This window comes from Nocardioides abyssi (assembly GCF_030412915.1).
GTDB classification, from domain to species: Bacteria; Actinomycetota; Actinomycetes; order Propionibacteriales; family Nocardioidaceae; genus Nocardioides; species Nocardioides abyssi.
The window spans coordinates 146,555-171,449 of record NZ_JAUHJR010000006.1; the positions used below are offsets into that span (position 1 = coordinate 146,555).

A 24,895-nucleotide genomic window follows, 5' to 3' on the forward strand; every position below is an offset into this window, starting at 1 on the left:
CGCCGGGCAACCCGGGAGCACCGGCCGCACGTCGCGGCCGGTGGCTCGGGAGGTGGAGAGATGGACCTAGCGGTGACGGACTGGGACGACCTGCGGCGGCTGCCCGGGATCCTCGACGAGACGGCCGGCCAGGCCGCGGACATCACGGCCCACGCCGTGCGGTGGGTGGCGCGCCCGGACGGCTTCGAGCCGAGCCCGGTGTGCCTGCTGCGCCCGCTGGCGGAGGCGATGGGGGTGGTGCGGGCGGCGTTCGAGTCGGCGGGACGTACGGCGGTCGACGCGCTCGCCGACCTGCGCCACGGCGTCGAGGTCGCCACCCGCGAGCTGGAGGCGTCCGACGCGGCCGTCCCGGGCTGCCTGCCACGCGTGCCCGAGCTGCCCGTGCCGCACCCGGAGGCGGCGTGATGCTCGTCGACCTGCACCTGCACGACCCAGCACCGGGGCGGGCCGAGCTGCGCCACGACGCGACCTTCGAGGCCTGGGACGCCTCGATCTCGGCGCTGCGCGACGTCGTCAACACCGGCATCCGCGCGCTCAACCAGGTGGGGGCGGGCCTGCCGCTGCTGCCGGAGGGCTCGCTGGAGGAGCTGCTGGTCCTCCCGCTGACCGGTGACTACGGCGCGATCCGGCAGAACGCCACCGCGTGTCGCCAGGTCGCCGACGCGCTCGCCACCTGGTCGGACAACCTCGCCCTCGTCGCCACCACCGTCGACCGCCGGTGGGACGGCCTGGCCGGCACCGCGTTCGACCTGCACCTCGGCGCGCAGGCGGTCTCGGCGCGGGCGCTCGCGGGGGTGGTGCGCAGCGGCTGGCTGCTCTTCGACGAGGTCGCCGACTTCTCCGAACGGCTCGGCCGGCAGGTCGAGTCGCTGCTCGTCGAGCTCGGCAAGGCGATCGCCCGCCTGGCCCGCCGGCTGCTCGCCCGGGTCGGTGGGCCGGCCGGCTGGGCGGCGTTCGGCGCGGAGCTCGCGCTGCGCGGGCTCGACGCGGTCACCGACATCGTCGACGACGTACGCCGCGTGGTGGAGCTGGTCGAGGCCGTGCTCGCCCTGCAGCGCGACGTCGCGGACTGGGCCGACACCCAGCGCGACCGGCTCGCGGCGTTCGCGGAGCTGGCCGCGTGAGCGCGGACCGCACGACCGCGGCCGAGCCGCTCGACGCCGGGATGCGCCAGTCGCTCGCAGCCGCCTGCGGGCCGGACGCGCCGGTCGAGCTGCAGGCCCTCGCGGCCCGCGTCGGCACCGGCCGGACGTCGTGGGACGAGGTGTGGGAGCACCCGCCGCCGGCGCTGGTCGGCCGCGTGCTGGCCGACGTGGCGCGGCGGTGGGCCCCGGCGGGCGGCCACGCGCCCTAGCCTGGGCCCGTGGACACGGGCGGAGCGGCGCGGGCGACGGTGCTGGAGGTGGCGGTCGCGCACGAGCGCGACGTGCCCGGCGCCGCCGAGGGCGGAGCCGACCGGCTGCGGCTGGCCACGCCGGGCGGCCGGTCGCCGGAGCCGGCGCTGGTCTCGGCCGTCTGCCGCGAGTCGTCCCTGCCGGTGCTCGTCGACCTGCGGCTCACCGACTCCTGGACCACCACCGGCGCGGAGCTCGCTCGGCTGGTCGGCCTGGCCGCGGACTACGCCGCGTGCGGCGCCGCCGGCTACACCGTCGGCTTCCTCGACGCCGACCTGGAGGTCGACGTCGCGGTCTGCACCTCGCTCGCCGAGCAGCTGCCCGACGGGCTGCCCTGGGTCTTCTCCGAGGCCTTCGACGCCACCCTCGACCCACGCCGGTCGTGGCGCCGCGTGCTGGGCCTGCCCGGCCTCGCCGGCGTGCGGTCGGCCGGGTCCCCGCAGGGCATGGCCGTGGGGTACGACGACCTGCTGGCCGTCGCCGCCGACCCCGCCGTCGCGCGGCTGGTCGTCGCGGGCGGTGGCCTGCAGGCCGAGCAGGTCCCGTGGCTGCTCCGGGCCGGCGTCCGCCAGCTCGCCGTCGACACCCAGGTCCGCCCGGGTGCGTCGGCCCGCTCCTACGTCGAGGCCGGCCACGTGCGCTCGTGGCGCCGGCTGCTCGACTGAGGGGCCGGAGCCCTGCCGTGATCCTCGTCGACCCGCCGAACGCCCCCGGGCACGGCCGGCTGTGGTCGCACCTGGCCAGCGACTCCTCCTTCGAGGAGCTGCACGCGTTCGCGCGCGGGCTCGGCATCCCCGAGCGCGGCTTCGACCGCGACCACTACGACGTGCCGTCGGAGTGGTACGAGCGGGTCGTCGCCTCCGGAGCGGCCCCGGTCAGCTCGCGCGAGCTGGTCGCCCGCCTGGTCGCGGCCGGTCTCCGGCGGCGCAAGCGCGGCGCCTAGGCCGACGCGACCCCGGCCGATCCAGCCGACTGAGCCGGCGCGGCCAGCTCGTCGAGCTCGCGAGCCAGGTTGGCGCGGGCCGGGCCCTCCCAGTGCTCGCGGGCCCACGCGGTGTGGAAGAGGTGCTCCTTCTCGGCGAGCGAGAGGAGCACCTGGGTGCGGCCCTCGCGGAAGGTGTCCTCGTCGAGGTGGGCGAACTCGCGGCGCACGGCGGCGACGTACTCGTCGTACCGCTCCCGCGGCGCCGCCAGGATCGCCAGGTCGGCGTCGGAGAGCGCGCAGCCGTGGGCGTCGTCGTCCTCTGGGCGGTGGGTCTCGGTCAGCCGCACGAGCCGCACGACCTCGGCGACGGCGGCCTCGTCGAGGGCGGGGTCGGCCAGCCCGCGCAGGGCCTCCTCGGCCCACGCGGCCGAGCGCTCCTCGGCGTCGCGCTCCCCGTCGTAGACCCCGTCGTGGAACCACGCCGCGAGCACCACCGGCAGTCGGTCGAAGGCGGCTCCGTGCCCGGCGAGCTCGTCGAGCCGGTCGAGCACCTCGGCGAGGTGCCGGGTGTCGTGGTAGTCGCGGTCGGGGGCGGCGTACGCCGCGAGCAGCTGGTCGCGCACCTCCTCGCCGGTGGTCAGCGGCCAGGAGGTGAGCAGATGGTCGACGTCCACCCGCCCAGTCTGGCAAACCGCTAGGTTGCGGGCCATGCCAGCCAGCAACGAAGCCGTCCGCGCCGTCGTCGAGAGGTACGTCGAGCTCGTCGCGACCGGGACCGCCGACCAGATCGTCGAGCTGTACGCCGACGGGGCGACCGTCGAGGACCCGGTCGGCAGCGAGCCGCTGACGACCCGCGAGGCGATCCACGCCTTCTACGCGACCCTCGAGGGGCTCGAGCAGGAGACCCGGCTGGTCGACGCGCGCGTGGTGGCGGGGGAGGCGGTCTTCGCCTTCGAGGTGCGGACGAGGGCGGGCGACCAGACCTACGTGCTGGCGCCCTTCGACGTGATGACCTTCGACGACGACGCGCGGATCACCACGATGCGGGCCTACTGGGGCGACGCCGACATGACGGTCGCCTGACCCAGCCGCTCTCCCGAGAGACCCGTCAGGCCCCGCCGCTCAGGCCCGGCTCAGGCCGCGCACTCGCCGCTCTGGCCGGGCTTGCGCGGCAGCAGCACGTCGCCGACGTCGGTCTGCTCGCTGGTGCGCACCGAGATCCCGCCGAGCTCGGTGCGGCCGAAGCGGCACTTGCCGGCGTCGCCGGGGCCGAGGTAGTCGGTGTAGGGGCCGGGCGAGGCGACGATCGTCATGCCCTTCTGGGTCAGGATCGCGCCGCTGAGGGTGAACCGCCCGGAGGCGTTGGTCGTCGCGGTCGCGACCTTGGCACCGGACTTGTCGAAGAGCAGGACCTGCGCCCCGCCGAGCGCGACGTCGGGCTCGGTCTCGTCGACGACGGTGCCGGTGACCCAGGCGCCGCGCTTGGTCCAGCGGAAGGTGCTCGCGAGGTCGGCACGGCCGGCCTTGACGAAGGCACCGGAGACGTTGCCGCGGCGGGCGAGGTAGATGCCGACGCCGGGCGCGTCCATGACGTACTTGCCGGGGAAGAGGCCCTGGAAGGTCGCCGTCCCGCCCTTGGCCTTGGCGGTCCAGAACTGGCCGGTGCGCTTGCTGCTGACCGTGACGAAGAAGGTGCCCTTCATCCGGCTGCCGTCCGGCTTCTGCAGGTCGACCAGGAGGCTGCCGCCGCGCTTGCCGAGCGCGACCTTGGTGTTGGCGACCTTGCCGCGCTTGAGACCGCGCAGGTAGACGCTCGGCCCGACGAACTGGGCGGTGCGGTCGTAGCCCCACACCGAGTAGCTGCTGCCCGGCAGGCCGCCGATCGCGAACTGGCCCTTGCTGTTGGCCTTGGTCTCGTAGGACTGCCGGAAGGTGTTGGCGGCCACCACGCGGGCGCCGGCCGCCGGCCTGCCGCCGGCGCGGACGGTGCCGGTGATCGCGGCGCCGCGCTTGAGCCGGACGTCCTTCTGCACGCGCTGGCCCGAGTCGAGCCGCACGGTGACGTCGGCCGGGGCGTACTTGGTGACGTCGTAGGACGGACGCTGGTCGACGAACTGCAGGTGGTAGGTGCCGGGCGGCAGCGAGAGCGAGTAGATGTCGGAGGTGACCCGGCGCTCGCCGAGGAAGCGCCAGTCCTTGGCGAACCACAGCATCTTGAGGTTGACCTTCCCGCCCTGCGGGTTGATCACCTGGCCGCGGACCGTGCCGTTGGCCGCCTGGGCGGGCGTGGCCGTCGCCACCAGCGCCAGCAGCGAGGCCAGCAGGCCGATGACGAGAGCGAGCGCCGAGGCACGACGGCGGGCGGTGCGGTTCCCCATGGGGCCCAGCCTAGGAAGGTGGTCCCCGTCCGCGTGCAAGATCGGCTCAGCGTTGCCTCAAGATCCCGTCACACGGGGTCGTTGCCGGGTGGCCCCCGGGTGCTCCCGGCAGGCTCAGGAGGCCTCGCGGCGCGCGGCCGGGCCACCGGCGGTCATCGCCCAGCGGATCGTGCCGACCGCGAAGGAGCCGAGCACCCGCACGACGGTCCGCTCGGAGACCGGCAGCCACGGCAGCAGCAGGTGGCGGCGCGTCCAGGCCGGCATCAGCCCGACCGCGGCCGCCACGAGCACGCCGTACGGCGCGCGGGCCGGGAGCGGCAGCGGCGGCTTGAAGAGCAGGTAGCGCACGGCCTCGCGGGCCTCGGGGGTGCCGCGGAGCTCGGGGCGGTACGCCGCCAGCGCCTCGCGCAGCTCGGCCTCGTCCCTCGGCGGGTCGACGACGCCGAGCCGGCGGGCGACCTCGCCGACCTGGGCGACGTACTCGTCGCGCCCGGCCTGGTCGAGCGGCTCCGCGCCGTACGTCGTGTGGGCCAGCAGGAAGCTGTCGACCTCCGCGACGTGGACCCACCTCAGCAGGTGCGGGTCGCTGGCGGCGTACGTCGACCCGTCCGGCATCGTGCCGGTGATCCGGTCGTGGATGCGGCGCACCATGTCGACCGCCTGCTGCGCGTCGTCGGCGTGCCCGAAGGTCGTGACCGCCAGGAACGTGCTGGTGCGGGCCAGCCGGCCCCACATGTCGCCGCGGAAGCCGGAGTGCTCCGAGACCGCCCGCATCGCGGCCGGGTGGAGCGTCTGGAGCAGCAGCGCCCGGATGCCGCCGACGAACATCGAGGCGTCGCCGTGCACCCGCGCGATCGGGCTGTCGGGCTCGAACCAGCGCGGGCCGGGGCGGCCGTGGATGCGCGCCGCCTGCTTGGCGCCGTCCGGCCCCGCCACCCGCAGGAAGAGTGCCTCGCCGAGTCGTTCGCGCACCGTGGTCACGCGATCGAGCCTACGGAGCAGCCGGTCAGTCGCCCTTGACGTTCACGATCTGCCGCAGCACGTGCCGGACCTCGACCAGGTCGCGGGCGTCGGCCATGACGACGTCGATGTCCTTGTAGGCGGCGGGGATCTCGTCGATGAAGGCGGAGGTGTCGCGGTACTCGATGCCCGCCATCGCCGCCCGCAGGTCGTCCTGGGAGAACGTCTTGCGCGCCCGCGTGCGCGAGAAGCTCCGCCCCGCCCCGTGCGGCGCTGAGCGGAGCGAGTCCTCGTCGCCGCGGCCGACGACGACGTACGACGCCGTCCCCATCGAGCCGGGGATGAGGCTGGGCCGGCCCGCCTCGGCGTTGATCGCACCCTTGCGGGAGAGCCACACGTCCTCGCCGAAGTGCTCCTCGCGCTCGGTGTAGTTGTGGTGGCAGTTGATCTCCTCGGTGCGCTCGACGGGTCCGCCGGTCCACCGCTCGACCTCGGTGACGAGGCGGTCCATCATCTCCTCGCGGTTGAGGAGCGCGTAGTGCTGCGCCCACTGCATCTCGCGGATGTAGGCGTCGAACGAGCCGGTGCCCTCCGCCAGCCAGGCGAGGTCGCGGTCGGGCAGGTCGATGCCCTCGCGCTCGCACCGCTTGCGGGCGACCGCGATGTGCTTCTGCGCGATCTTGTTGCCGACGCCACGGGAGCCGGAGTGCAGGAACAGCCAGACCCGGTCCTCCTCGTCGATGCTGACCTCGATGAAGTGGTTGCCGCTGCCGAGGGTGCCGAGCTGGAGCTCCCAGTGCCTGCTGTACGACGCGGGGTCCAGGCCGATCTCCTCGGCCTCGCGGCGCAGCACGGCCAGCCGCTCCCGGGTGTAGTCGCGGGTCACCGCGTCGTTGTGAGCGCCCGCCGACAGGGGCACCGCCCGCTCGACCGCCTCGCGGAGCCGCCGTCGGTCGCCGGGGAGGTCGGCGGCGGAGTGCTGGGTGCGGACCGCGATCATCCCGCAGCCGATGTCCACGCCGACCGCGGCCGGGATGATCGCGCCCCTGGTCGGGATCACCGACCCGACGGTCGCGCCGAGGCCGAGGTGGGCGTCGGGCATCAGCGCGACGTGCGGGTGGATGAAGGGCATCGACGCGGTCGTCACGGCCTGGGCGCGGGTGCCCTCCCCGAGCACCGACGCCCAGCTGAGCAGGGTGGGGCTGATCCGTTCCACGTCTGCGCCCGTACCCCGTTGTCCGCCGGGTTTCGACGTCGACGCCCTGGGCACCGAGCCGCGGTGAGGACACGAGTGATCGGGAACGACCAGGTCGGCCGCGTCGAGGTGGGCGCCATCGGCCTGGGGCTGATGACCTTCGACCAGTCCGGCAGCCAGCCGCGCGAGCAGCTCGCCGACACGGTGCGGGCCGCGCTCGACGCGGGGGTGACGCTCCTCGACACCGCCGACGCCTACGGGCCCGGCGAGGAGAAGGGCGCCGACGCCCAGGGCGCCAACGAGCTGCTCATCGCGGGCCTGCTCGACGAGCTCGGCGTCCGCGACCGGGTGCTGCTCGCGACCAAGGGCGGCCACGTCCGCACCGAGGGCGGCGGCTGGGACACCGACAGCTCGCCCGCGCACCTGCGGGCGGCCGTCGACGCCAGCCTCCAGCGGCTCGGCGTCGAGCAGATCGCGCTGTGGCAGCACCACCGGCCCGACCCGGAGGTCCCCTACGACGAGGTCATCGGCACGCTCAAGGAGATTGCCGACAGCGGCAAGGTCGCGATGGTCGGCCTCTCGAACGCCGACCCCGACCAGATCCGCGCCGCCCACGCGGTGCTCGGCGGGGCGCTGGTGAGCGTGCAGAACCAGTTCTCCCCGGCGTTCCGGTCCAGCCGACCCGAGATCGACGTGTGCGAGGAGCTCGGGCTCGCGTTCCTGCCGTGGAGCCCGCTCGGTGGCCTCGGCGACGCCAAGTCGCTCGCCGAGAAGCACCCGGCCTTCGCCGAGATCGCCGAGGCCCGCGGCGTCAGCGCCCAGCAGGTCGCCCTGGCCTGGGAGCTCGCGCAGTCCCCGGTCGTCATCCCCATCCCCGGCGCGAAGCGGCCGCAGTCGATCACCGACTCCGCCGCGGCCGCCGATCTCGAGCTCACCGCCGAAGAGCTCGTCCGCCTCGACGCCGACGAGGCCCCCTAGACGTCCCTGTGGTGGTGGACGGTGAGGACGAGGGGTTGCCCGTGGTGGGGCGGCCCCTCGTCGTCGTTCGCTGCCCGCTCCCGGCGGACCCGGCGCTCAGGCCGACCAGGTGCGGACCCAGAGCCCGTTCTCGGAGGCCGCGAGCCGCTCCAGCGAGCCCGCGGAGAGCGGAGCGGCGGCGTCGGTGACGACGTACCCCACCTCACCGCGCGTCGCGAGCTGCTGCTGGACCACGTTGTCGCCCTGCTCGGCCAGCATCTCGTTGAGCCGGGCCAGCACGCCGGGCACGTTGCGGTGCAGGAAGCCGAGGCGGTGGCCGCTGCGCAGCTCGGGGACGTTGACGTCGGGCAGGTTGACCGACAGCGCGGTGCTGCCGTGGAGGGCGTACGCCGCCAGCTTGCCGGAGACGAACCACCCGATCTCCTCCTGCGCCTCCTGCGTGGACCCGCCCACGTGCGGGGTGAGGATGACGTTGTCCAGGCCGCGCAGCGGCGACTCGAACGGGTCGCCCTGGGCCTTGGGCTCGACGGGGAAGACGTCCATCGCGGCGCCGGCGATGTGGCCGGAGAGGATGTGCTCGCGCAGCGACTCGGTGTCCACGACCATGCCGCGGGCGGCGTTGACGAACATCGCGCGCGGCTTCATCTTCGAGAACTGCTCGTGCCCGAAGAGGCCCGCGTTGCCCGGCCGCCCGTCGATGTGCAGGCTGACCACGTCGGAGATCGCGAGCAGCTCGTCGAGGGTCGACATCCGCCGCGCGTTGCCGTGGGCCGGCCGGTCGGCGGTGTCGAAGAAGACCACCCGCATGCCGAGCGCCTCGGCCACCGTGGACAGCTGGGTGCCGATGTTGCCGTAGCCGACGATGCCGAGCGTCCGCCCGCGCACCTCGTGGCTGCCCTTGGCCGACTTGTCCCAGACGCCGGCGTGCATCTTCTCGATCTTCTCCGGCAGCCGGCGCGCCAGCGCGATGATCTCGCCGATGACCAGCTCGACGACGCTGCGCGTGTTGGAGTACGGCGCGTTGAACACCGCCACCCCGCGCTCGGTCGCCGCCGCCAGGTCGACCTGGTTGGTGCCGATGCAGAAGCAGCCGACCGCCAGCAGGTCCGGCGCGCTGTCGAGCACCTTCGCGGTGACGGTGGTGTTGGAGCGGATTCCGAGCAGCGAGACCCCGGGCAGCGCCTCGACCAGCTCGTCCTCCGACAGCGAGCGGCTCAGCAGCTCGACGTCGTACCCCTTGGCCTCGAGCGACTCGACGGCCACCTGGTGGATGTTCTCCAGCAGCAGTGCCTTCACGCCTCCGACCCTAGGACCGCCCGGCCCCCGCACCCGATTCCCCGCGGGCCGGTGAGACGGCGGCGCGCCCTGTCCTCCGGGTGTGCGTGCGTGGGATGGCCGCGGAGTGGCGTGCATCCCAAGTGAACCTGGGATGTTCACGCTTCGCGGCCACTGCATCGGCCGCGGAGCGTGAGAAGTGGCCGCGGAGTGGCCCCGGATCCGCGCCGGCTGGGGCGCCTGGGGGCGGGTCGGGTGTTGTGGAGGCCCCACCCCTGCAGGCATCCCACCTATAGGTGGTACGCCTGACCTCCTGGGCCGATGCAACGCCCCAGAAGGTGGTGCGGAGGCCCAACACCCCTGCAGGCATCCCACCAATTGGTGGTACGCCTGCACCCTGGCCCGCCGCGACTCGACGACCGGGCGGAGACCGTCAGGGGCGCAGCCAGTGCGGGCGGACCTTGTCGCCCTTGCAGACCCAGCGGACACCCTTGGCGTCCCAGCCGGACTTGCCGTACGACTTCTGCGGGCAGAACTGGCCGCCCTTGATGCAGGTGCCGCTGGAGGTCTTGGTGCAGGGCTTCTTGGCGACGACGTACGACGAGGCGTCGGCGACGTGGACGGGTGCGCGCGCCGCGGCGGTCGGGCCGCCGACGAGGGTCATGGCGGCAACGACGGAGGTCGCGAGCAGGGTGCGGAGCTTCATGCGGCGACGGTAGGAAGTTGTCGTCGTCAACGAGTTGGAAGGTAAAGAGATGGCTCGAAGTGACCACGTCGACCAGTCGACCCCGGTCCCGAACCTGACCTCAACGCCCGGCCCGGCGCCGGACAACCCTCAGGCAGGCAGGTCCTCGGCGTCGAGGATCCGGTAGGCGTACCCCTGCTCGGCGAGGAACCGCTGCCGGTTGGCGGCGAAGTCGGCGTCGACGGTGTCGCGGGAGACGATCGTGTAGAAGTGCGCGGTCTTGCCCTCGGACTTGGGGCGCAGGAGCCGGCCGAGCCGCTGGGCCTCCTCCTGGCGGGAGCCGAACGAGCCGGAGACCTGGATGGCGACCTCGGCAGAGGGCAGGTCGATGGAGAAGTTCGCGACCTTCGAGACGACCAGCAGCCCCACCTCGCCGGAGCGGAAGGCCTCGAAGAGCCGCTGCCGCTCCTTCACGGGGGTGTCGCCCTTGATGACGGGGGCGTCGAGGGAGGCGGCGAGCTCGTCGAGCTGCTCGATGTACTGCCCGATCACCAGCGTCGGTTGGCCGGGGTGGGAGGCGACGATGTCGCGCACGACGCGGGTCTTCTCCGCGGTGCACGAGGCGAGCCGGTAGCGCTCCTCCGGCTCGGCGACGGCGTACACGAGTCGTTCGTCGGTCGGCAGCGTCACCCGCACCTCGACGCAGTCGGCGGGCGCGATCCACCCCTGCGCCTCGATGTCCTTCCACGGCGCGTCGTAGCGCTTGGGCCCGATGAGGGAGAAGACGTCGCCCTCGCGGCCGTCCTCGCGCACCAGCGTCGCGGTCAGCCCGATGCGCCGCCGCGCCTGGAGGTTGGCGGTCATCCGGAAGATCGGGGCGGGCAGCAGGTGCACCTCGTCGTAGACGATGAGTCCCCAGTCGCGGGCGTCGAGCAGCTCGAGGTGGGGGTAGACGCCCTTCCGCTTGGTCGTCAGCACCTGGTACGTCGCGATGGTGACCGGCCGCACCTCCTTGACCGAGCCGGAGTACTCGCCGATCTCGTCCTCGGTGAGGGAGGTACGCCGCACCAGCTCGTCCTTCCACTGGCGCGCGGAGACGGTGTTGGTGACCAGGATCAGCGTGGTCGCCTGCGCGTGGGCCATCGCGGAGGCGCCGACCAGCGTCTTGCCGGCGCCGCACGGGAGCACGACGACCCCGGACCCGCCGTGCCAGAACGACTCGGCCGCGTCGCGCTGGTAGTCGCGCAGCTGCCAGTCGGACTCGTCGAGCGAGATCGGGTGGGCCTCGCCGTCGACGTACCCGGCGAAGTCCTCGGCCGGCCAGCCGATCTTGAGCAGCGCCTGCTTGAGGTTGCCGCGCTCGGAGGCGTGGACGACCACGGTGTCGTCGTCGATGCGGTCGCCGAGCATGCCCTGCACCTTCTTGGCGCGGAGCACCTCCTCGAGCACCGGCCGGTCGGTCGAGGTGAGCACCAGCCCGTGGGTGGGGTGCTTGTCGAGCCGCAGCCGGCCGTAGCGGGCCATGGTCTCGGCGACGTCGACCAGCAGGGCGTGCGGGACGGCGTAGCGGCTGTACTCCAGCAGCGTGTCGACGACCTGCTCGGCGTCGTGGCCGGCGGCGCGGGCGTTCCACAGCCCCAGCGGCGTCAGTCGGTAGGTGTGCACGTGCTCCGGCGACCGCTCGAGCTCGGCGAACGGCGCGATCGCCTTGCGGCAGTCGGCCGCGCGCTCGTGGTCGATCTCGAGGAGGAGGGTCTTGTCGGACTGGACGATGAGCGGTCCGTCGTTCATAGCGTGGCGACTGCCTTCTGCCGGGCTCGGTACGCCGCCACGTTGGCCCGCGAGGAGCAGCGCTCCGAGCAGTAGCGGCGCGACTTGTTGGGGGAGGTGTCGACGTAGACCTGCGTGCACGGGGCGGCCGCGCACACGCCGAGGCGGCTCGGTCCGAGGTCGCAGACCAGCGTCATCAGGCCCAGCAACGCCTCCCCGACGAGCAGCTCGGCGACGGAGGCACCGCGGCTGGCGACGTGGACGTGCAGGGTGCCGTCGTGGTCGGTGATGCGCGGGCTGACCGGGTGGCGGGCCATCAGCTCGTTGAGCCCCGCGACCACGCCGGTGGTGTCGCCGGCCTCGGAGGCCTCGAAGACCGGCCGGAGCTCGCGCTGGAGCTTGCGCAGCAGCATGCAGTCGCGGTCGGTGGCCTGCTCGGAGAGCCAGGGGCGGTCGGCGAGGTGGGCCTGGAGCGCGTCGACGTCGTGGAGGTCGGCGTTGAGCAGCGCGGCCGACTGCTCGGCGTACCTCAGGAAGTCCACCGCACGAGTCTACGGAGAAGCCGCAACGGGCCCGACCGACGTGATCCGGTGCACGGCGAAGGTGCGGACGTCGTCGCTGCGCTGGTCGTGGGCGGTCAGCTGCCCGCCCTCGACCGAGACCGGGTGGACGACCCGCTCGGTGGAGGTGCCGTGGTTGTCGACGTAGGAGATGACGACCGACGTGCGGGTCTCGACGGCCTCGCGGAGCGCGGCGAGCGACCCGCTGGGGGACAGGGTGGCCGCGCCGGCGGGGCGGGCGCTCGCGGCGCGGTCACCGGCGCGGATCGCGGTGACGACGGAGCTCGCCGCGGCGGCGCGGTGGGCGGCGGTGCGGGCGCCGGCCGCGGACGCGGTGCGGCGGTCCTTCGGGGTGCGGGCGCGCAGCACGTCGGGCCGCGCGACGTGGACGGTGCCGTCGGGCGCCTCGACGACCGGCGAGCCGCCGAGCTCGCGCAGCCGGGGGAGCAGCACGTCGAGCGGGGTGGTGGAGACCAGCACGGTCGGCGCGATCCGCCGCAGCCCGAGCCCGGCCGCCCGGGGGTGGTGCTCGAGCTCGGTCAGGGCCGACTCGTCGTCGGAGCGCAGGAACGCCTCGACCGCGCCCACGCGCACGGCGCCGTAGGTGCGGGCGGTGTCGTCGACGAGGTACGTCAGCGGCTGGGGCACCGGCGTGCGCGACACCGATCCGACGAACTCGTGCAGCTCCACCGCCGTCCACCCCGAGTCCAGCGCGCGGCGCACCGACCCGGGCGTGAACCGGTAGACGGTCGCCCCGCCGCGCGACTCCACGTCGGCCACCAGCTGCAGCCGGCGCGCCAGCGACGACTCCAGCGGGCCGGGCGCGACCGCGGTCAGGTCGGCCTGGAGCAGCACGTGGTCGACCGGCTCGGGCAGCAGCCCGGCCAGCGCGGGGGCGGGGTCCTCGCCGTCCAGCAGCACCCGTGCGTACGCCGCCAGCCCGCCGAGCCCGCACACCCCGAGCGCCGCGGCCTCGACGAGTGCCGCCGCGACCTGCTCGGCCCGCGTGCGGGGTCGTCGCGGGCGCCGCCAGGCGACGCACGCGACGACCGAGGGCGGGCCGGTGCCGGTGGCGACGACCTGCCCGGCCGGCAGCCCGGCGAGCACCTCGAGGGCCATCCGCCGGGTCTCGGCGGCGAGGCCGGAGGAGAGCTCGGGCTGGAGCGCGTTCCAGGCCTTGCCCTGCGGGTCGCGCTGCCCGACGAGGCTCGGCAGCCGGGAGGTGTCGAGCCAGGCGCGGGCGAGGTGGGCCCACCGGTCGGCGGCCTCGCGGGCCGACCAGGTGTCGACGAGGTCGGTGGGCACCCACGCCGGGTTGCCGTCGCGGTCGGCCGCGGTCGCGAGCAGCCCGGCGGCGTACGCGGTCTCCACCAGCAGCGCCGCCGTCGGCTCGTCGACGTGCAGCAGCGCCGCGGTCGCCTTGAGGTCGCGCACGCCGAGCCCGCCGCTGCGCAGCGCGGTCGGCGGGGCGGTGCCCCAGTGGTCGAGCAGCAGCTCCACCCGGCGCACGACCTCGAAGGCCGCGCCGGCTGCCGCCCGGTCCACCAGCGACGCCGAGCGCTCGGAGGTGGCGACCTCGGGGACCTCGTCGACCGGCTCGCGGGTGGTGCGGCCGCCGCGCAGCGCGAGGCCGACCTCGCCGGGGAGCACGACGGCGCCGGCGGTGCGGGGCACGAGCAGGCGCCGGGCGAGCAGCTCCTCGGCCGGGGTCGCGGCGTCGGCGACGCTGACGTGGTGGCGCGAGCTGCCGGTGGTCGCCTCGCCACCCTGCTCGTCGACGTGCTCGAGCAGGGTGCGGGCGGCAGGGGAGAGCTCGCCGATGCGCCGCTCGACCTCGGCGGGCGGCGGGGCGTCGGACGAGCGGGGGTGCAGGCCGCTGGTGCCGCCGTTGCGCACCCCGGCCATCGCCTCGGCGACCCCGGTCAGCGCGCGGACCCCGCCGGTGGACTCCCACGCGAGCGCGAGGTCGAGCAGCCGGTCGAGCGCCGTCGAGGTGGACTCCGGCGCGGCGTGCACGAGGGTCGCGAGTTCCTCTGGTGTGGTTTGACCTGCGACGACCAGGGCATCAAGCACACATAGCTCGAGCCTCGTGAGGCCGTCGAGCGCACGCATCAAGGACGAGCGAGTGGCCGCGCGGGACGCCAGCTGGCCGGAGTCATGAGGGGCAGGAGTGGCGAGATCGGGACGTTCGCGCAGGAGCCGGGACAGGCGCTCGTCGGACCAGCTGCGCAGCTGGTCGGCGAGCGAGCGGTGTCCGGGCATCCCCCCAACGCTAGCGAGCCGCCCGTGAAGGCCGTCGAGCTCCACCACGGGGCGGCCACCGACGTCGGGCTGGTGCGCGAGGTCAACGAGGACTCCTACCTCGCCGCCCCGCCGGTCTTCGTCGTCGCCGACGGGATGGGCGGCCACGAGGGCGGCGACGTCGCGAGCGCGATCGTGGTCGAGGAGTTCGGCCGCCTCGCGGACGCGGGCTACGACCCCGCGCACGGCACCGAGGTCATCGCGGGGACGCTGCGCGACTGCCAGCAGCGGATCGCCGAGTACGGCGCGGCGCAGCGCGCCCGAGGCGCCTCGCGCTTCCACGCCGGCACGACCGCCGTGGTCGCGCTGCTGGTCGAGGACCAGGGCGAGCCGAAGTGGCTGCTGGCCAACCTCGGCGACTCCCGCATCTACCGCTTCACCGAGGGCCGCCTCGAGCAGGTCAGCGTCGACCACAGCGTCGTGCAGGAGCTCGTCGAGGCCGGCGCGATCACCGAGGACGACGCCGCGGTCCACCCCGAGCGGCACGTGATCACCCGCGCCCTCGGTGGTCCGGACGCCGCCGAGGCCGACTACTTCCTGCTGCCGCTGGCCTCGGTCGAGCGGCTCGTGCTGTGCTCCGACGGCATCACCGGCATGGTCGACGACGCGCACATCGCCGAGATCCTGGCCGCCGCCGACGACCCCCGTGACGCGGCCGACCAGCTCGTCGGCGCCGCGCTCGCGGGCGGGGGCAAGGACAACGCGACCGTCGTCGTCGTCGATGTGGTGGGATTGGTCAGCGAGTTCTCCTACGACTCCGACGCCCAACGGGTGAGTCTCGAGCAGAAATTGGGGGCCCTGCCGTGAGCGAGCAGACGACCCGGTCCTACCGGCCGGGAGAGTGGTACGGCGTGCTGGGCGACCGCACCGTCCTCCTCCTCCCGCCCGAGGAACGGTCCCGCGCGGCCGCGCTGTGGGCGCTGGTCGACGCCGGCACCCCGGCCGACGACCTCGTCGACGCGCTGATCTCCGGCGGGCTCGCGGCGCTGCCGGCCTTCGTGCTCGCCACCACCGCCGACGACGGCGCCACCCGCCTCCTCGTGCGTGGCCGGGTGCGCGTGAGCGTCGTCGCGGATGACGAGACGGTCGAGGTCGACGGCGCGTCGGCGACCACCTGGGTCGAGCGGTCCTGGGTGCGTGTCTCGGCGCTCTCGGTGGTCCTCGACGAGCGCCCGTCCGGGCCGGACCTGCTGGCCACCACCGGCCTGGTGCGGGTCTCCCGCCTCCAGGAGCCGGCCGAGGCGGTCGGCACCGGGCCCGCTGTGGCCGCGACGGCCGACGAGCCCGACGACTTTGGCCCCGAGCACGAGACCGAGCTGGGCGAGGTCGACGACGACGAGGACGACGAGCCGCCGACGACGGACGTCCCCGTCGTGCCGCCGCCCCCCGCGCCGCCCGCCCCGCCGGCCGCGCCCCCCGCCGACCTCCCGCCGCCCCCGCCCGGCCCGCCGCCGGCGGCCCCGCCCGCACGGCCCTCGGCGCCCCCGTCCGTGGCTGCCGTCCCGCCGCCCCCGCCGGCCGGACCCCCGGTGCCGCCGCCCCCGCCGGCCCGCCCCGCCGAGGACGACCCCAAGGCCGACGCCGACCACGACGGCGAGACGCAGATCGGCGCGCTGGACCCGACGCCGTTCGAGCGGCGCCCCTCCGGCATCCCCGGCCAGCCTCAGGCGCCGGCGGTGACCTCGCGCCCGGTGGCGCGGCTGGTCATCTCCCACGGCGAGACCGTCGACGTCGACCGCGCGGTGCTGGTCGGTCGCGCACCGGAGGCCCGGCGGTTCACCTCCACCGAGCAGCCGCGCCTGGTGACCGTGCCCAGCCCGCAGCAGGAGATCTCCTCGACCCACCTCGAGGTGCGTCCCGGCTCCGGCGCCGACCACGGCCTCGCGGTCGTCACCGACCTCGGCTCGACCAACGGCACCGTGCTCGTCCAGCCCGGTCTCGGCCCCGAGGACCTCCAGGCGGGCGTCGCGGTCCAGCTCATCCCCGGCGCGGTCATCGACCTGGGTGACGGGGTCACCATCCAGGTCGCCAAGCCCTGATGGCCGCCCCGGACGCTGCGACGACGTACCCCGCAGCCGAGCTCGACCGGCGGTTCTACGCCTTCACCGTCGACCGCCTCGTCGCGTGGGGCGCGTACGCCGTCGCGGCGCTCGCCGCGTGGTGGTTCCTCCTCGACCGCGGACGCACCGGCGCGGGCATCGGCGTCATCGTCGGCACCGTCGTGCTGGTCTCCCTCGTCTTCTCCCTCCTGCTCGGCCTGCGCGGCACCTCGCCGGGGCGCGCCCTGCTCGGCCTGCGGGTCGTCCACGACGCCACGGGCACGCCGATCGGCGTGCCGGCCGCCATGCTGCGCTCGCTCGTCCTCGGTGTCGCCGCGCTGCCGACCTTCGGGTTCGGGCTGGGGATGCTCGCGTGGACCGCGGTCATGGACGGCACCGGCCGGCGCCGCGGCGCGCACGACCGGCTGACCCACGCCGTCGTCGTCGACGTCCGCCCCGCGCCGGTGGTCGTCGAGGAGGTCGCCGCCTCGCCCCGGCAGGTCGTCAACCTGACCGCCATGCGGCTCGTTCCCGCGCCGCCCCCCGGCGTCACCACGCCGGCCGCGCCGCCGCGCACGCCGCGACCGGCCGCCCCGCAGCCGTCCGTCGCCCCGCACCCGGTCGTCCCGGCCACGCCCGCCCCCCGCTCCGCGCCCGTCCCCGCGCCGGCCACCCCCGCTCGCGGCACGGCCACGCCGAGCACGCCCCCGCCCGCGAGCCCGCCCCCGGCAGGTCCGGCGTCCGCCGCGTCCCCGGCGGCCCCCGCCGCGGGAGCGCCCACCGGCCCGCCGCCCCCGCCGCCGGCCAAGCGCCGCAAGCTCGGCCCGCCGCTGGTCGACGCGCCCGCCCCCTCGGCGGAGGAGGTCGGCACGATCGGCCAGCACACCCCCGCCCCGGCCCACGCGGCGCCGACGCACGCCGACGACGCCTCGGGCACCACGCCCGCCCCGGCCGTGACGCCGGCCCCGGCCCAGACACCGACCCCGACGCCAGCGACGGGCGGCCACACCACCGCCGAGCGCACGGTGATCCGCGCGGCCGGGGACGGCCCGGCCCGCTGGCGGGTCGCCTTCGACAGCGGCGAGTCGTTCGTGGTCGAGGGCCTCCTGCTGGTCGGTCGCCGACCCGAGGCGCGTCCGGGCGAGCCGGTGCGCCACCTGGTGCCGCTGCGCTCCTCCGACATGTCGCTGTCCAAGACCCACGCCCAGCTGCAGGTCGCGGCCGACGGGGTCCTGGTCGTCATGGACCGCGGCTCGACCAACGGCTCGGTGCTGGTGCGCCAGGGCGTCTCGCGCGCGCTGTCGGCCGGCAAGCCGGCGACGCTGCTGCCCGGTGACCTCGTCCGCTTCGGCGACCGGCAGATGACGGTCGCCAAGGAGGGCTGAGCGGTGGCCGACGGCCTGGTCTGGTACGTCTCGTACGGGTCCAACATGGCCGCCGACCGGCTCGCCTGCTACCTCGAGGGCGGCTGCCCGCCGGGCGGCAGCCGGCGCAACCCGGGCGCCCGCGACACCACCCCGCCGCTGCGCAGCAGGGCGGTGGACCTGCCCGGCACGACGTACTTCGCCGGCCGCTCGCCGCAGTGGGGTGGGGGTGTCGCGTTCTACGACCACGCGACGCCCGGGCGCACCGCCGCCCGCGCCTACCTGGTGACCGCGGCCCAGCTCGCCGACATCGCCGCGCAGGAGATGTACCGCGTCCCGGCCGACGGCGACCCGATCGAGCAGCTCGTTCTCGACCCGCTCGACGGCGGGCGCCACGAGGTCGGTCCGGGGCACTACGAGACCCTCGTCGAGGTGGGGGAGGCCGACGGGCACCCGCTGCTGACCTTCACCGCCCCGCACGGTGCCGACGCGGTCGAGCACACCCGGCCCGCGGACGCCTACCTCGCGGTGATGGCCACCGGGCTGCGCGAGTCCCGCGGCTGGTCCGCCGACGAGGTGGCGGCGTACCTCGCCTCCCTCCAGCCCGGGCTCGACCCACGGGCGGCCCTGAACCCCTAGATTCGCCCCCATGAGCTTCGAGCACCAGGAGTCCGCGACCTGCGCCGCCCCGCCCGCCGCCGTCTGGGCGCTGTGGTCCGACGTCGGCAGCTGGTCGACGTGGGACCCGGCGGTCGAGGCGGTGGCGCTGGAGGGCCACTTCGCCGAGGGGGCGGCCGGGACGATGCGGCTGGCCGGCGGCATCGACGTGCCGTTCGTCCTCGACGTCGTCGAGCCCGGCGCGCGCTACCTCGACCGGCTCACGATGGGCGAGCTGGTCATCGCCATCGACCACGAGGTCCGCGCCGAGGGCGATGGGGCGGTGGTCACGGTCTCGACGACGATCACCGGTCCCGGCGCCGGCGACATCGGCCCGATGGTCACCCGGGACGCCCCGGTCGCGCTCGAGCGCCTGACCGCGATGGCCGAGGGGCGCTGACCCCTCGGCGGGACGTCACCGTCCGCTGACCGCCACCGGCACCCGGGTGGTCGTGCCGGACCCACCGCGCCACACGACGTACCCGTCGTCGGGGCGGCGCGGTCCCAGCACCGTCACGGTGTAGGTCGCGCTCGCACCCGGGCCGAGCCGGACCGCCGCCGGCCGCACCTGCACCCGGCCGGCGAAGCCGACCGCCCGGGAGGAGAAGTAGCGCGCGCGGCCGGTCACGTTCGTGACCGTGCGGGTCGCGGTGGTGGCGCCGGGGCCGAGCAGGACCGAGGGCGTGTTGAGCTCGCCGTCGAGCTCGCTGTCCAACCAGGCGCGGTAGTCGCCCGGCCGCACCAGGTGCACCAGGCCCGGGCGGCCCGCCCGGTCGGGCTGCACCCGGCCGGCGCCCGCGCGCAGCACGGGTGCGTCGAGCCGCGCGGCGGTCGTCGCGATCGCCGAGCGCACCGCGGCCTCGCTCCAGGTGGGGTGGCGGTGGCGCAGCACGGCGGCCAGCCCGGCGACGTACGCCGTCGCGGCCGACGTGCCCGAGGTCAGGTCCCAGGCCGCGGCCCGGCTGTTCGCGGGGACCGCCGACAGCACGCCGCTGCCCGGGGCGACGACGTCGGGCTTGACCAGGCCGCCGGACGGGTCGCCCCCGGCCGACCACGGCACGACCCGGTCCGGGGCCGGGGCGGTGCCGGACGGGCGCAGCGCGACGCGGCCCTCCGGGTTCGCGGTGAGCCAGCGGCGCAGGGCGCGGCCGTCGCGGCGGTCGAGGTGGACGGTGGGCACGGCGTGGAAGTCGGCGTCGGTCGAGCCGCGGCGCACGTTGACCAGCACCATGCCGGCGCCGTCGGCGAGCTCGACGGCGCGGGACTTCTCGACGCGGGCGACCCGCCCGCCCCGCTCGCACACGACGACCCGGCCGGCCACCGCAGCGGCGTCCAGGCTGCCGGGGGCGCACACGCGCGCCCGGCCAGGGCCGGCCGAGGGGGCAGCGACGTCGATGGCGCGCACGACCCGGGTGGGCCCGACCGCGCGGGGCGTGGAGGTGGCTCCGGTCAGCACCGGTCCGCCGTCGGCGACGACCCGGCCGCGTCGCTGCGGGCCGGCCGCCCCACCGACGGTGGTGACCCACGGGCCGGGGTGCGCGGCGTACGACGTCGCGGCGTCGTTGCCCGCGGCGGCCACGACCACCACGTCGGCCTCGGCGGCCCCGAGCAGCGCGCGCTCCAGGGTGTCGAAGCGGTCGTCGCCCCCGACCGCGAGGCTGAGCACGTCGACCCCCTCGGAGACGGCCCGGTCGACCGCGGCCACCAGGTCGGAGGTCGCGCAGCCGTCGTCACGAGGGTCCGGCGCGGTCCAGCAGGCCTTGTAGACGGCGAGCCGGGCCTGCGGCGCGACGCCGCCGAACCGGCCCACCTCGCGGCGGCCCACCCGCACCGTGACGTCGCTGTTGCCGGCGGCGATCGAGGCGAGCCGGGTGCCGTGGCCGCTGTCGTCGCGCGGGCTCAGCGAGGCGCCCGAGCGCACGGCGTCCGCCCCGAAACCGCGGACGAACCAGTGCGCGCCGACGACCTTGCGGTCGCACCGCTCGCGCGGCCAGGCGTCGGCGACCGAGCAGGCGCCGCGGAAGTCCTTCGCCGCCCGCCCCAGCCGGTGGGAACCGGAGAAGACGGGGCTCTCGGGCGCCAGCCCGGAGTCGACCATGCCGATGACGACCCCGGCGCCGCCTCGACGACCGGCGCGGCCGAGGTCGGGGGAGCCGGTCGCGGCCGTCCGCGCCAGCGCCGTCCGGGCCGCCAGCGGGCGCACCCGGTCGCGCTCGACCGTCGCCACGTCGGGGTCGGCGCGCAGCACGGCGGCCTGGGCGGGGGTGAGCCGGGCGGCGAAGCCGTTGAGCGTCGTCGTCCAGCGGTACGTCGGGTCGTCGGCGCCGGCCGCCGCGAGCAGGGCGTCCTGCTGGCGGAGCATCGCGACGCGCACGGAGGAGTCGGGGAGCGGGCCGCGGTAGCCGGCCACGCCCGGGCCGGTCAGCGTCACCAGGTGCAGCGGGGGAGCGGCCGCGGCCTCGAAGGCCAGGTCGTCGGCGGACGCGGGCGTGGTCAGCGCGGCGGGCACCAGGCCGGCCGCCACCAGGGCGGGCAGGGCCACGGCCGCGGCCAGCAGGCGTCGTACCCGCATCGTGCGTCCCTCCCGTCCCAGCAGTCGTCTCGAAGTCGTCCATTGTGGACCACCGGGCGAGGCCGCGGGCGCGAACGGTCCGTCCTGGGGACGGGACGGACCCCGGCTACCCTCGCCGCGTGCCCGCCGACCAGCCCGCCGCCGCCCCGCTCGTGGTCGGCTTCGACCTCGACATGACGCTCATCGACACCACGCCGGGCTTCGGCTCGGTGCTCCGGGCGCTGGGTGCCGAGCTGGGCGTGGACTTCCCGGTCGAGACGATGACGGCCCGGCTCGGCCCGCCGCTGGACCTGCTGCTCGAGCCCTACCTGCCCGCCGAGGCGATCCCCGCCGCGGGCGACCGGTTCCGCGCGCTCTACCCCGACCACGCGATCGTCTCGGTGCCGCTGCTCGAGGGCGCGCGCGAGGCGCTGCACGCCGTGCGGAGCCGGGGTGGTCGCACGATCGTCGTCACCGGCAAGTTCCCCGACAACGCCCGGCTCCACCTCGACCACCTCGGCCTCGAGGTCGACCACCTCGAGGGCTGGGTGTGGGGCGTCGGCAAGGCCGACGTGCTGGTCCGCGAGGGCGCCTCGGTCTACGTCGGCGACCACGTCCACGACGTCGAGGGCGCGCTGGCCGCCGACGCCCTGAGCGTCTCGGTGCTCACCGGCGGCTGCACCCGCGAGGAGCTGCTCGAGGCCGGCACGCACGTGGTGCTCGAGAGCCTCACCGACTTCCCCGCCTGGCTCGACGGGCACCTCGCGACGACCTGACCGGACGCCTCTCGGGAATCGGTGGAGGGAGCCTTGGCGTCCCTCGTAGGCTGTGCCGTCGCCCGGCAGGTCGCCGGCGCGCAGCGAGCAGAAGAGGTTGCGACCGTGCCCACTGGCAAGGTGAAGTGGTTCGACGCCGGCAAGGGGTTCGGCTTCCTGTCCCAGGAGGAGGGGCCGGACGTCTACGTCCACGCCGACGCCCTGCCCGAGGGGATGACCACGATCAAGCCGGGCACCCGCGTGGAGTTCGGCATCGCGCAGGGCCGCCGCGGCGACCAGGCGCTCCAGGTGCGCGTGCTCGACCGCCCGGCCTCCGTCGCCCGGGGCCAGTCCGCGGCCCGTCGCCGCCGGCCCGAGGAGATGGCCCCCATCGTCGAGGACCTCATCCGTCTGCTCGACGGAGTCGGCGAGGGCTACCGCCACGGCCGCCACCCCGACGCGCGCACGGCCGCCCCCGTCGCGAAGCTGCTCCGCGCGCTCGCCGACGAGCTCGAGCTCTGACCCGCTAGCGACGGCTAGGGCTGCGCCGGGCCGTCCCGCCGCAGCCGCGGCATCGGCTGGGTGTCGCCCAGGTCGTCGTACGTCGGACGGTCCTGCGCCGCCTCGGCGTGCGGCGGGTCGTCGTGGGCGGTGTCGGGGTGGGCCGCGTCGTCGTGGGCGATGTCGTCGTGCGCCGGGCCGGGGGTGGTGTCCGCGCCGTCGTCCTGCGGCCGCGCGGCCCGGGTGCCGGTGACCGACGCCCGCCGGCCCAGCAGGACGTACGCCGTCCACGCACCCAGCACCGCGACGGCCACCCCGAGGCCCAGCCGCGCGGGCTCGAGCGGCAGCGCGATGCCGATGAACCCGCCGACGACCCAGGCCAGCTGCAGCGTGGTGTCGCTGCGCGCGAACGCGCTGGCCTGCACGCGGGAGGGGATGTCGCGCTGGATGGTGGAGTCCAGGCAGAACTTCGCCAGCGACTGCGCGAGGCCGGCGGTCAGGCCGAGCACGGCCAACCACAGCACGCCGTAGAAGAGCGTCGCGAGCAGCACGGCGACGAGGTCGGCCACCAGCGCGAGGACGACGGTGACGGCGGGGTTGATCTTGCGCAGCAGCGAGGCCGCGGCGACGCCCGCGGTGTTGCCGAGGCCGGCGGCGCCGACCACGACGCCGATCATCACCTCGGCCGACAGCGACGTGTCCGGTGGGTTCTCGCGGAGCAGGAACGCCATGAACATCAGCAGGAAGCCGGAGAGGAACCGCGGTCCGCAGTTGGCCCGCAGCGCGAACGCCACCGCGGTCGGGATGCGCGTGCGGGTCCGCCGCCCCGGCGCGGCGTCGCTGCCGGTGTCGCTGTCGCCGGTCAGCACCAGGTCGCCCTCGCCGGCGCTGGAGTCGACGGCGGCCGGCAACCGGATCGCGCACACGGTCGCCAGCACGAACAGCAGGAACGCGTAGCGCAGGCTCCACTCCGGCCCGGCCAGCGAGGCGAGGCCCGCCAGCGGCGCGGAGACGGCCGCGCCCACGATGCCCGACAGGCTGACCCGCCCGTTGGCCTTGACCAGCGTGAAGCCGGCCGGGAGCAGACGCGGGACCGCGGCGGCCCGCGTGACGCCGTACGCCTTGGAGGAGACGAGCACGCCGAGCGCAGCGGCGAACAGCCAGGGGGAGTCGCCGGTCACCGACGTCGCGAGCGCCCAGCACAGGAACGCCCGCATCGCCATCGTCGTGCCGATCGCCCACCGGCGCCCGTGCGCGAAGCGGTCGAGGAACGGCCCGATCAGCGGCGCGACCACCGCGAACGGCAGCATCGTCAGGCCGAGGAACAGCGCCACCTGCCCGCGCGCCTCGCCCGAGGGGACCTGGAAGAACAGCGAGCCCGCCAGCGAGATCGCCACCGCCGCGTCACCAGCGGTGTTGAAGAAGTGCATCTGGATGAGCCGGGCCAGGCCCGACTCGCCGGCGCCCTCGGCGTTGGCCGCACGCGTCGCCTGGCGGCCGAGGTACCGGCTGGCCCGGCCGGTGGCCCGGCCCGCGGCGGCCACGCCCCGGGCGGTCGCCCGGGCGCCCGACCCGAGGCCGGCCCCGATGGTGCGGCCTGCCGACCCCTCCGGGTCGGGCTCGGGACGGTCGGACGTCATGGCCCCATCCTGCCGTGCGGGGCCCGGGCCGCCGGCGGCGACACCCGCCCCGAGATGGCACGCGGGCGGGTCATCAGTCACACTGCGGGGCGTGACGACTCTCGTGCGCGCCAAGCCCGACTCCGCCGCCGTCGCGGCCGTCGACGTGGCTCGCGCCGCCCTGGTCGAGGAGGTCGGGTCCGCCGACGTCGGCGAGCACCTCGGCCACCTGGTCGAGGGCGAGCGCGTGGTCACCCACCTGTTCGCCTGCGAGCGCGCGGGCTACCGCGGGTGGCGCTGGTCAGTGACCGTCGCCCGGGCGCCCCGCCAGAAGCAGGTGACCGTCGACGAGGTCGTGCTCGTCCCCGGCGACGAGGCGATCGTCGCGCCGCCGTGGGTCCCCTACCGCGAGCGGATCAAGCCCGGCGACCTCGGCCCCGGCGACCTGCTGCCCGTCGAGGACGACGACCCCCGGCTCGTCCCGACCTACTCCTACGGCGACGACCCGCTCGACGCCGACGACCGCGCCCAGGTGCGCCGCGTCGCCCAGGACCTCGGCCTCGGCCGGGTCCGCACGCTCTCCCCGGAGGGCCGCGAGCTCGCCGCGCAGCGGTGGTACGACGGCGACCAGGGCCCGGCCTCGCCGCTGGCCCAGGCCGCGCCGGACTCCTGCACGACCTGCGGGTTCCTCATGCGGATCAACGGCCCGCTCTCGGAGATGTTCGGTGTCTGCGCCAACGGCGACGCCAACGACGACGGTCGGGTGGTCTCCTTCGACCACGGCTGCGGCGCCCACTCCGAGGTCCGCCTCGCCAAGAAGCACGAGCCCCAGCCGCTGCCCGAGCCGGTCATCGACACCATCAACCCCGACGACATCGAGACCTTCTGACCGTCGCCCCACCCCCGCTCGGGGAGTGGAGGAAGTTCCGCCAGGAACTGTCGCGAAGCCGCCCGAGACAGCGGCGGGGGTTTCGAGACAGGCCGTGCC

General features: G+C 75.4%; 26 protein-coding genes. 15 read left to right on the forward strand and 11 right to left on the reverse strand.

What is annotated here, in order from left to right:
* Positions 1–60: 60 nt before the first annotated feature.
* The 5 genes from QWY29_RS14650 to QWY29_RS14670 are packed head-to-tail and all read left to right on the forward strand — an operon-like array spanning position 61 to position 2,337.
* Positions 61–405: a hypothetical protein gene (locus QWY29_RS14650; protein WP_300961766.1), complete on the forward strand. Its 345-nt coding sequence runs from the start codon at positions 61–63 to the stop codon at positions 403–405.
* Positions 405–1,124 (forward strand): hypothetical protein, encoded by a 720-nt coding sequence (locus QWY29_RS14655; protein ID WP_300961767.1) that lies wholly within the window; start codon positions 405–407, stop codon positions 1,122–1,124. The genes QWY29_RS14650 and QWY29_RS14655 overlap by 1 nt, the downstream gene beginning before the upstream one ends.
* Positions 1,121–1,354 carry a hypothetical protein gene (locus QWY29_RS14660; RefSeq protein WP_300961768.1) on the forward strand — a complete coding sequence of 78 codons (234 nt, stop codon included), beginning with the start codon at positions 1,121–1,123 and terminating at the stop codon, positions 1,352–1,354. Before QWY29_RS14655 ends, QWY29_RS14660 begins: the two co-directional genes overlap by 4 nt.
* Before the next feature lie 9 nt (positions 1,355–1,363).
* Positions 1,364–2,059 (forward strand): copper homeostasis protein CutC, encoded by a 696-nt coding sequence (locus QWY29_RS14665; protein WP_300961769.1) that lies wholly within the window; start codon positions 1,364–1,366, stop codon positions 2,057–2,059.
* A gap of 17 nt (positions 2,060–2,076) precedes the next feature.
* Positions 2,077–2,337 (forward strand): DUF4031 domain-containing protein, encoded by a 261-nt coding sequence (locus tag QWY29_RS14670; protein ID WP_300961770.1) that lies wholly within the window; start codon positions 2,077–2,079, stop codon positions 2,335–2,337.
* On the opposite strand, the gene QWY29_RS14675 is transcribed toward QWY29_RS14670, so the two are convergent.
* On the reverse strand, positions 2,334–2,993 hold the full coding sequence (locus tag QWY29_RS14675; RefSeq protein ID WP_300961771.1) for an HD domain-containing protein: 660 nt from the start codon (positions 2,991–2,993) through the stop codon (positions 2,334–2,336). The two genes, QWY29_RS14670 and QWY29_RS14675, sit on opposite strands and share 4 nt — an antisense overlap.
* Before the next feature lie 34 nt (positions 2,994–3,027).
* Here QWY29_RS14675 and QWY29_RS14680 point away from each other — a divergent pair, with 34 nt between their 5' ends.
* Positions 3,028–3,402 (forward strand): nuclear transport factor 2 family protein, encoded by a 375-nt coding sequence (locus QWY29_RS14680; RefSeq protein ID WP_300961772.1) that lies wholly within the window; start codon positions 3,028–3,030, stop codon positions 3,400–3,402.
* A gap of 50 nt (positions 3,403–3,452) precedes the next feature.
* On the opposite strand, the gene QWY29_RS14685 is transcribed toward QWY29_RS14680, so the two are convergent.
* The 3 genes from QWY29_RS14685 to QWY29_RS14695 form a co-directional block, all read right to left on the reverse strand.
* Positions 3,453–4,697: an MSCRAMM family protein gene (locus QWY29_RS14685; protein ID WP_300961773.1), complete on the reverse strand. Its 1,245-nt coding sequence runs from the start codon at positions 4,695–4,697 to the stop codon at positions 3,453–3,455.
* 114 nt (positions 4,698–4,811) lie between these two features.
* Positions 4,812–5,678, reverse strand: a complete 867-nt coding sequence (locus tag QWY29_RS14690; RefSeq protein ID WP_300961774.1) for an oxygenase MpaB family protein — start codon at positions 5,676–5,678, stop codon at positions 4,812–4,814.
* A gap of 25 nt (positions 5,679–5,703) precedes the next feature.
* Positions 5,704–6,873: an RtcB family protein gene (locus QWY29_RS14695; protein ID WP_300961775.1), complete on the reverse strand. Its 1,170-nt coding sequence runs from the start codon at positions 6,871–6,873 to the stop codon at positions 5,704–5,706.
* Positions 6,874–6,936: 63 nt separating this feature from the next.
* On the opposite strand from QWY29_RS14695, the gene QWY29_RS14700 reads away from it, so the two are divergent.
* Positions 6,937–7,830, forward strand: a complete 894-nt coding sequence (locus tag QWY29_RS14700) for an aldo/keto reductase (protein ID WP_300961776.1) — start codon at positions 6,937–6,939, stop codon at positions 7,828–7,830.
* Between the two features lie 96 nt (positions 7,831–7,926).
* Here QWY29_RS14700 and serA read toward each other — a convergent pair whose 3' ends face one another.
* The 5 genes from serA to QWY29_RS14725 all read right to left on the reverse strand — a co-directional run bounded on the left by serA (position 7,927) and on the right by QWY29_RS14725 (position 14,382).
* The gene (gene serA / locus QWY29_RS14705) at positions 7,927–9,126 is read right to left on the reverse strand and encodes a phosphoglycerate dehydrogenase (protein WP_300961777.1); all 1,200 of its coding nucleotides are present in this window, start codon (positions 9,124–9,126) and stop codon (positions 7,927–7,929) included.
* A gap of 412 nt (positions 9,127–9,538) precedes the next feature.
* Positions 9,539–9,811, reverse strand: a complete 273-nt coding sequence (locus QWY29_RS14710; RefSeq protein WP_300961778.1) for a hypothetical protein — start codon at positions 9,809–9,811, stop codon at positions 9,539–9,541.
* A gap of 129 nt (positions 9,812–9,940) precedes the next feature.
* A complete protein-coding gene (locus QWY29_RS14715) occupies positions 9,941–11,581 on the reverse strand; it encodes a DNA repair helicase XPB (RefSeq protein WP_300961779.1) in 1,641 nt (546 codons plus the stop codon).
* A complete protein-coding gene (locus QWY29_RS14720; protein WP_300961780.1) occupies positions 11,578–12,102 on the reverse strand; it encodes a CGNR zinc finger domain-containing protein in 525 nt (174 codons plus the stop codon). Before QWY29_RS14720 ends, QWY29_RS14715 begins: the two co-directional genes overlap by 4 nt.
* A gap of 9 nt (positions 12,103–12,111) precedes the next feature.
* Complete coding sequence (locus tag QWY29_RS14725; protein ID WP_300961781.1) at positions 12,112–14,382, reverse strand: helicase C-terminal domain-containing protein; 2,271 nt, start codon at positions 14,380–14,382, stop codon at positions 12,112–12,114.
* A gap of 24 nt (positions 14,383–14,406) precedes the next feature.
* On the opposite strand from QWY29_RS14725, the gene QWY29_RS14730 reads away from it, so the two are divergent.
* Genes QWY29_RS14730 through QWY29_RS14750 form a run of 5 tightly spaced genes read left to right on the forward strand, consistent with a single transcriptional unit; the run spans position 14,407 to position 18,881 of the window.
* Positions 14,407–15,228: a PP2C family protein-serine/threonine phosphatase gene (locus QWY29_RS14730; RefSeq protein WP_300961782.1), complete on the forward strand. Its 822-nt coding sequence runs from the start codon at positions 14,407–14,409 to the stop codon at positions 15,226–15,228.
* Entirely contained in the window at positions 15,225–16,460 is a 1,236-nt protein-coding gene (locus tag QWY29_RS14735) for an FHA domain-containing protein (protein ID WP_300961783.1), read from the forward strand. The genes QWY29_RS14730 and QWY29_RS14735 overlap by 4 nt, the downstream gene beginning before the upstream one ends.
* Positions 16,460–17,845 (forward strand): RDD family protein, encoded by a 1,386-nt coding sequence (locus tag QWY29_RS14740; protein WP_300961784.1) that lies wholly within the window; start codon positions 16,460–16,462, stop codon positions 17,843–17,845. Before QWY29_RS14735 ends, QWY29_RS14740 begins: the two co-directional genes overlap by 1 nt.
* A gap of 3 nt (positions 17,846–17,848) precedes the next feature.
* Positions 17,849–18,463: a histone deacetylase gene (locus QWY29_RS14745; protein ID WP_300961785.1), complete on the forward strand. Its 615-nt coding sequence runs from the start codon at positions 17,849–17,851 to the stop codon at positions 18,461–18,463.
* A gap of 10 nt (positions 18,464–18,473) precedes the next feature.
* Positions 18,474–18,881, forward strand: a complete 408-nt coding sequence (locus QWY29_RS14750) for an SRPBCC family protein (protein WP_300961786.1) — start codon at positions 18,474–18,476, stop codon at positions 18,879–18,881.
* Positions 18,882–18,896: 15 nt separating this feature from the next.
* Here the strand turns inward: QWY29_RS14750 and QWY29_RS14755 are convergent, their stop codons facing one another.
* Entirely contained in the window at positions 18,897–21,053 is a 2,157-nt protein-coding gene (locus tag QWY29_RS14755; RefSeq protein ID WP_300961787.1) for a S8 family serine peptidase, read from the reverse strand.
* Between the two features lie 119 nt (positions 21,054–21,172).
* On the opposite strand from QWY29_RS14755, the gene QWY29_RS14760 reads away from it, so the two are divergent.
* Positions 21,173–21,808 carry an HAD family hydrolase gene (locus tag QWY29_RS14760; RefSeq protein ID WP_300961788.1) on the forward strand — a complete coding sequence of 212 codons (636 nt, stop codon included), beginning with the start codon at positions 21,173–21,175 and terminating at the stop codon, positions 21,806–21,808.
* A gap of 105 nt (positions 21,809–21,913) precedes the next feature.
* The gene (locus tag QWY29_RS14765) at positions 21,914–22,309 is read left to right on the forward strand and encodes a cold-shock protein (RefSeq protein ID WP_300961789.1); all 396 of its coding nucleotides are present in this window, start codon (positions 21,914–21,916) and stop codon (positions 22,307–22,309) included.
* 14 nt (positions 22,310–22,323) lie between these two features.
* On the opposite strand, the gene QWY29_RS14770 is transcribed toward QWY29_RS14765, so the two are convergent.
* Entirely contained in the window at positions 22,324–23,928 is a 1,605-nt protein-coding gene (locus QWY29_RS14770; protein ID WP_300961790.1) for an MFS transporter, read from the reverse strand.
* A 91-nt stretch (positions 23,929–24,019) separates the two neighbouring features.
* On the opposite strand from QWY29_RS14770, the gene QWY29_RS14775 reads away from it, so the two are divergent.
* Positions 24,020–24,796 carry a DUF3027 domain-containing protein gene (locus QWY29_RS14775; RefSeq protein ID WP_300961791.1) on the forward strand — a complete coding sequence of 259 codons (777 nt, stop codon included), beginning with the start codon at positions 24,020–24,022 and terminating at the stop codon, positions 24,794–24,796.
* Positions 24,797–24,895 lie beyond the last annotated feature (99 nt).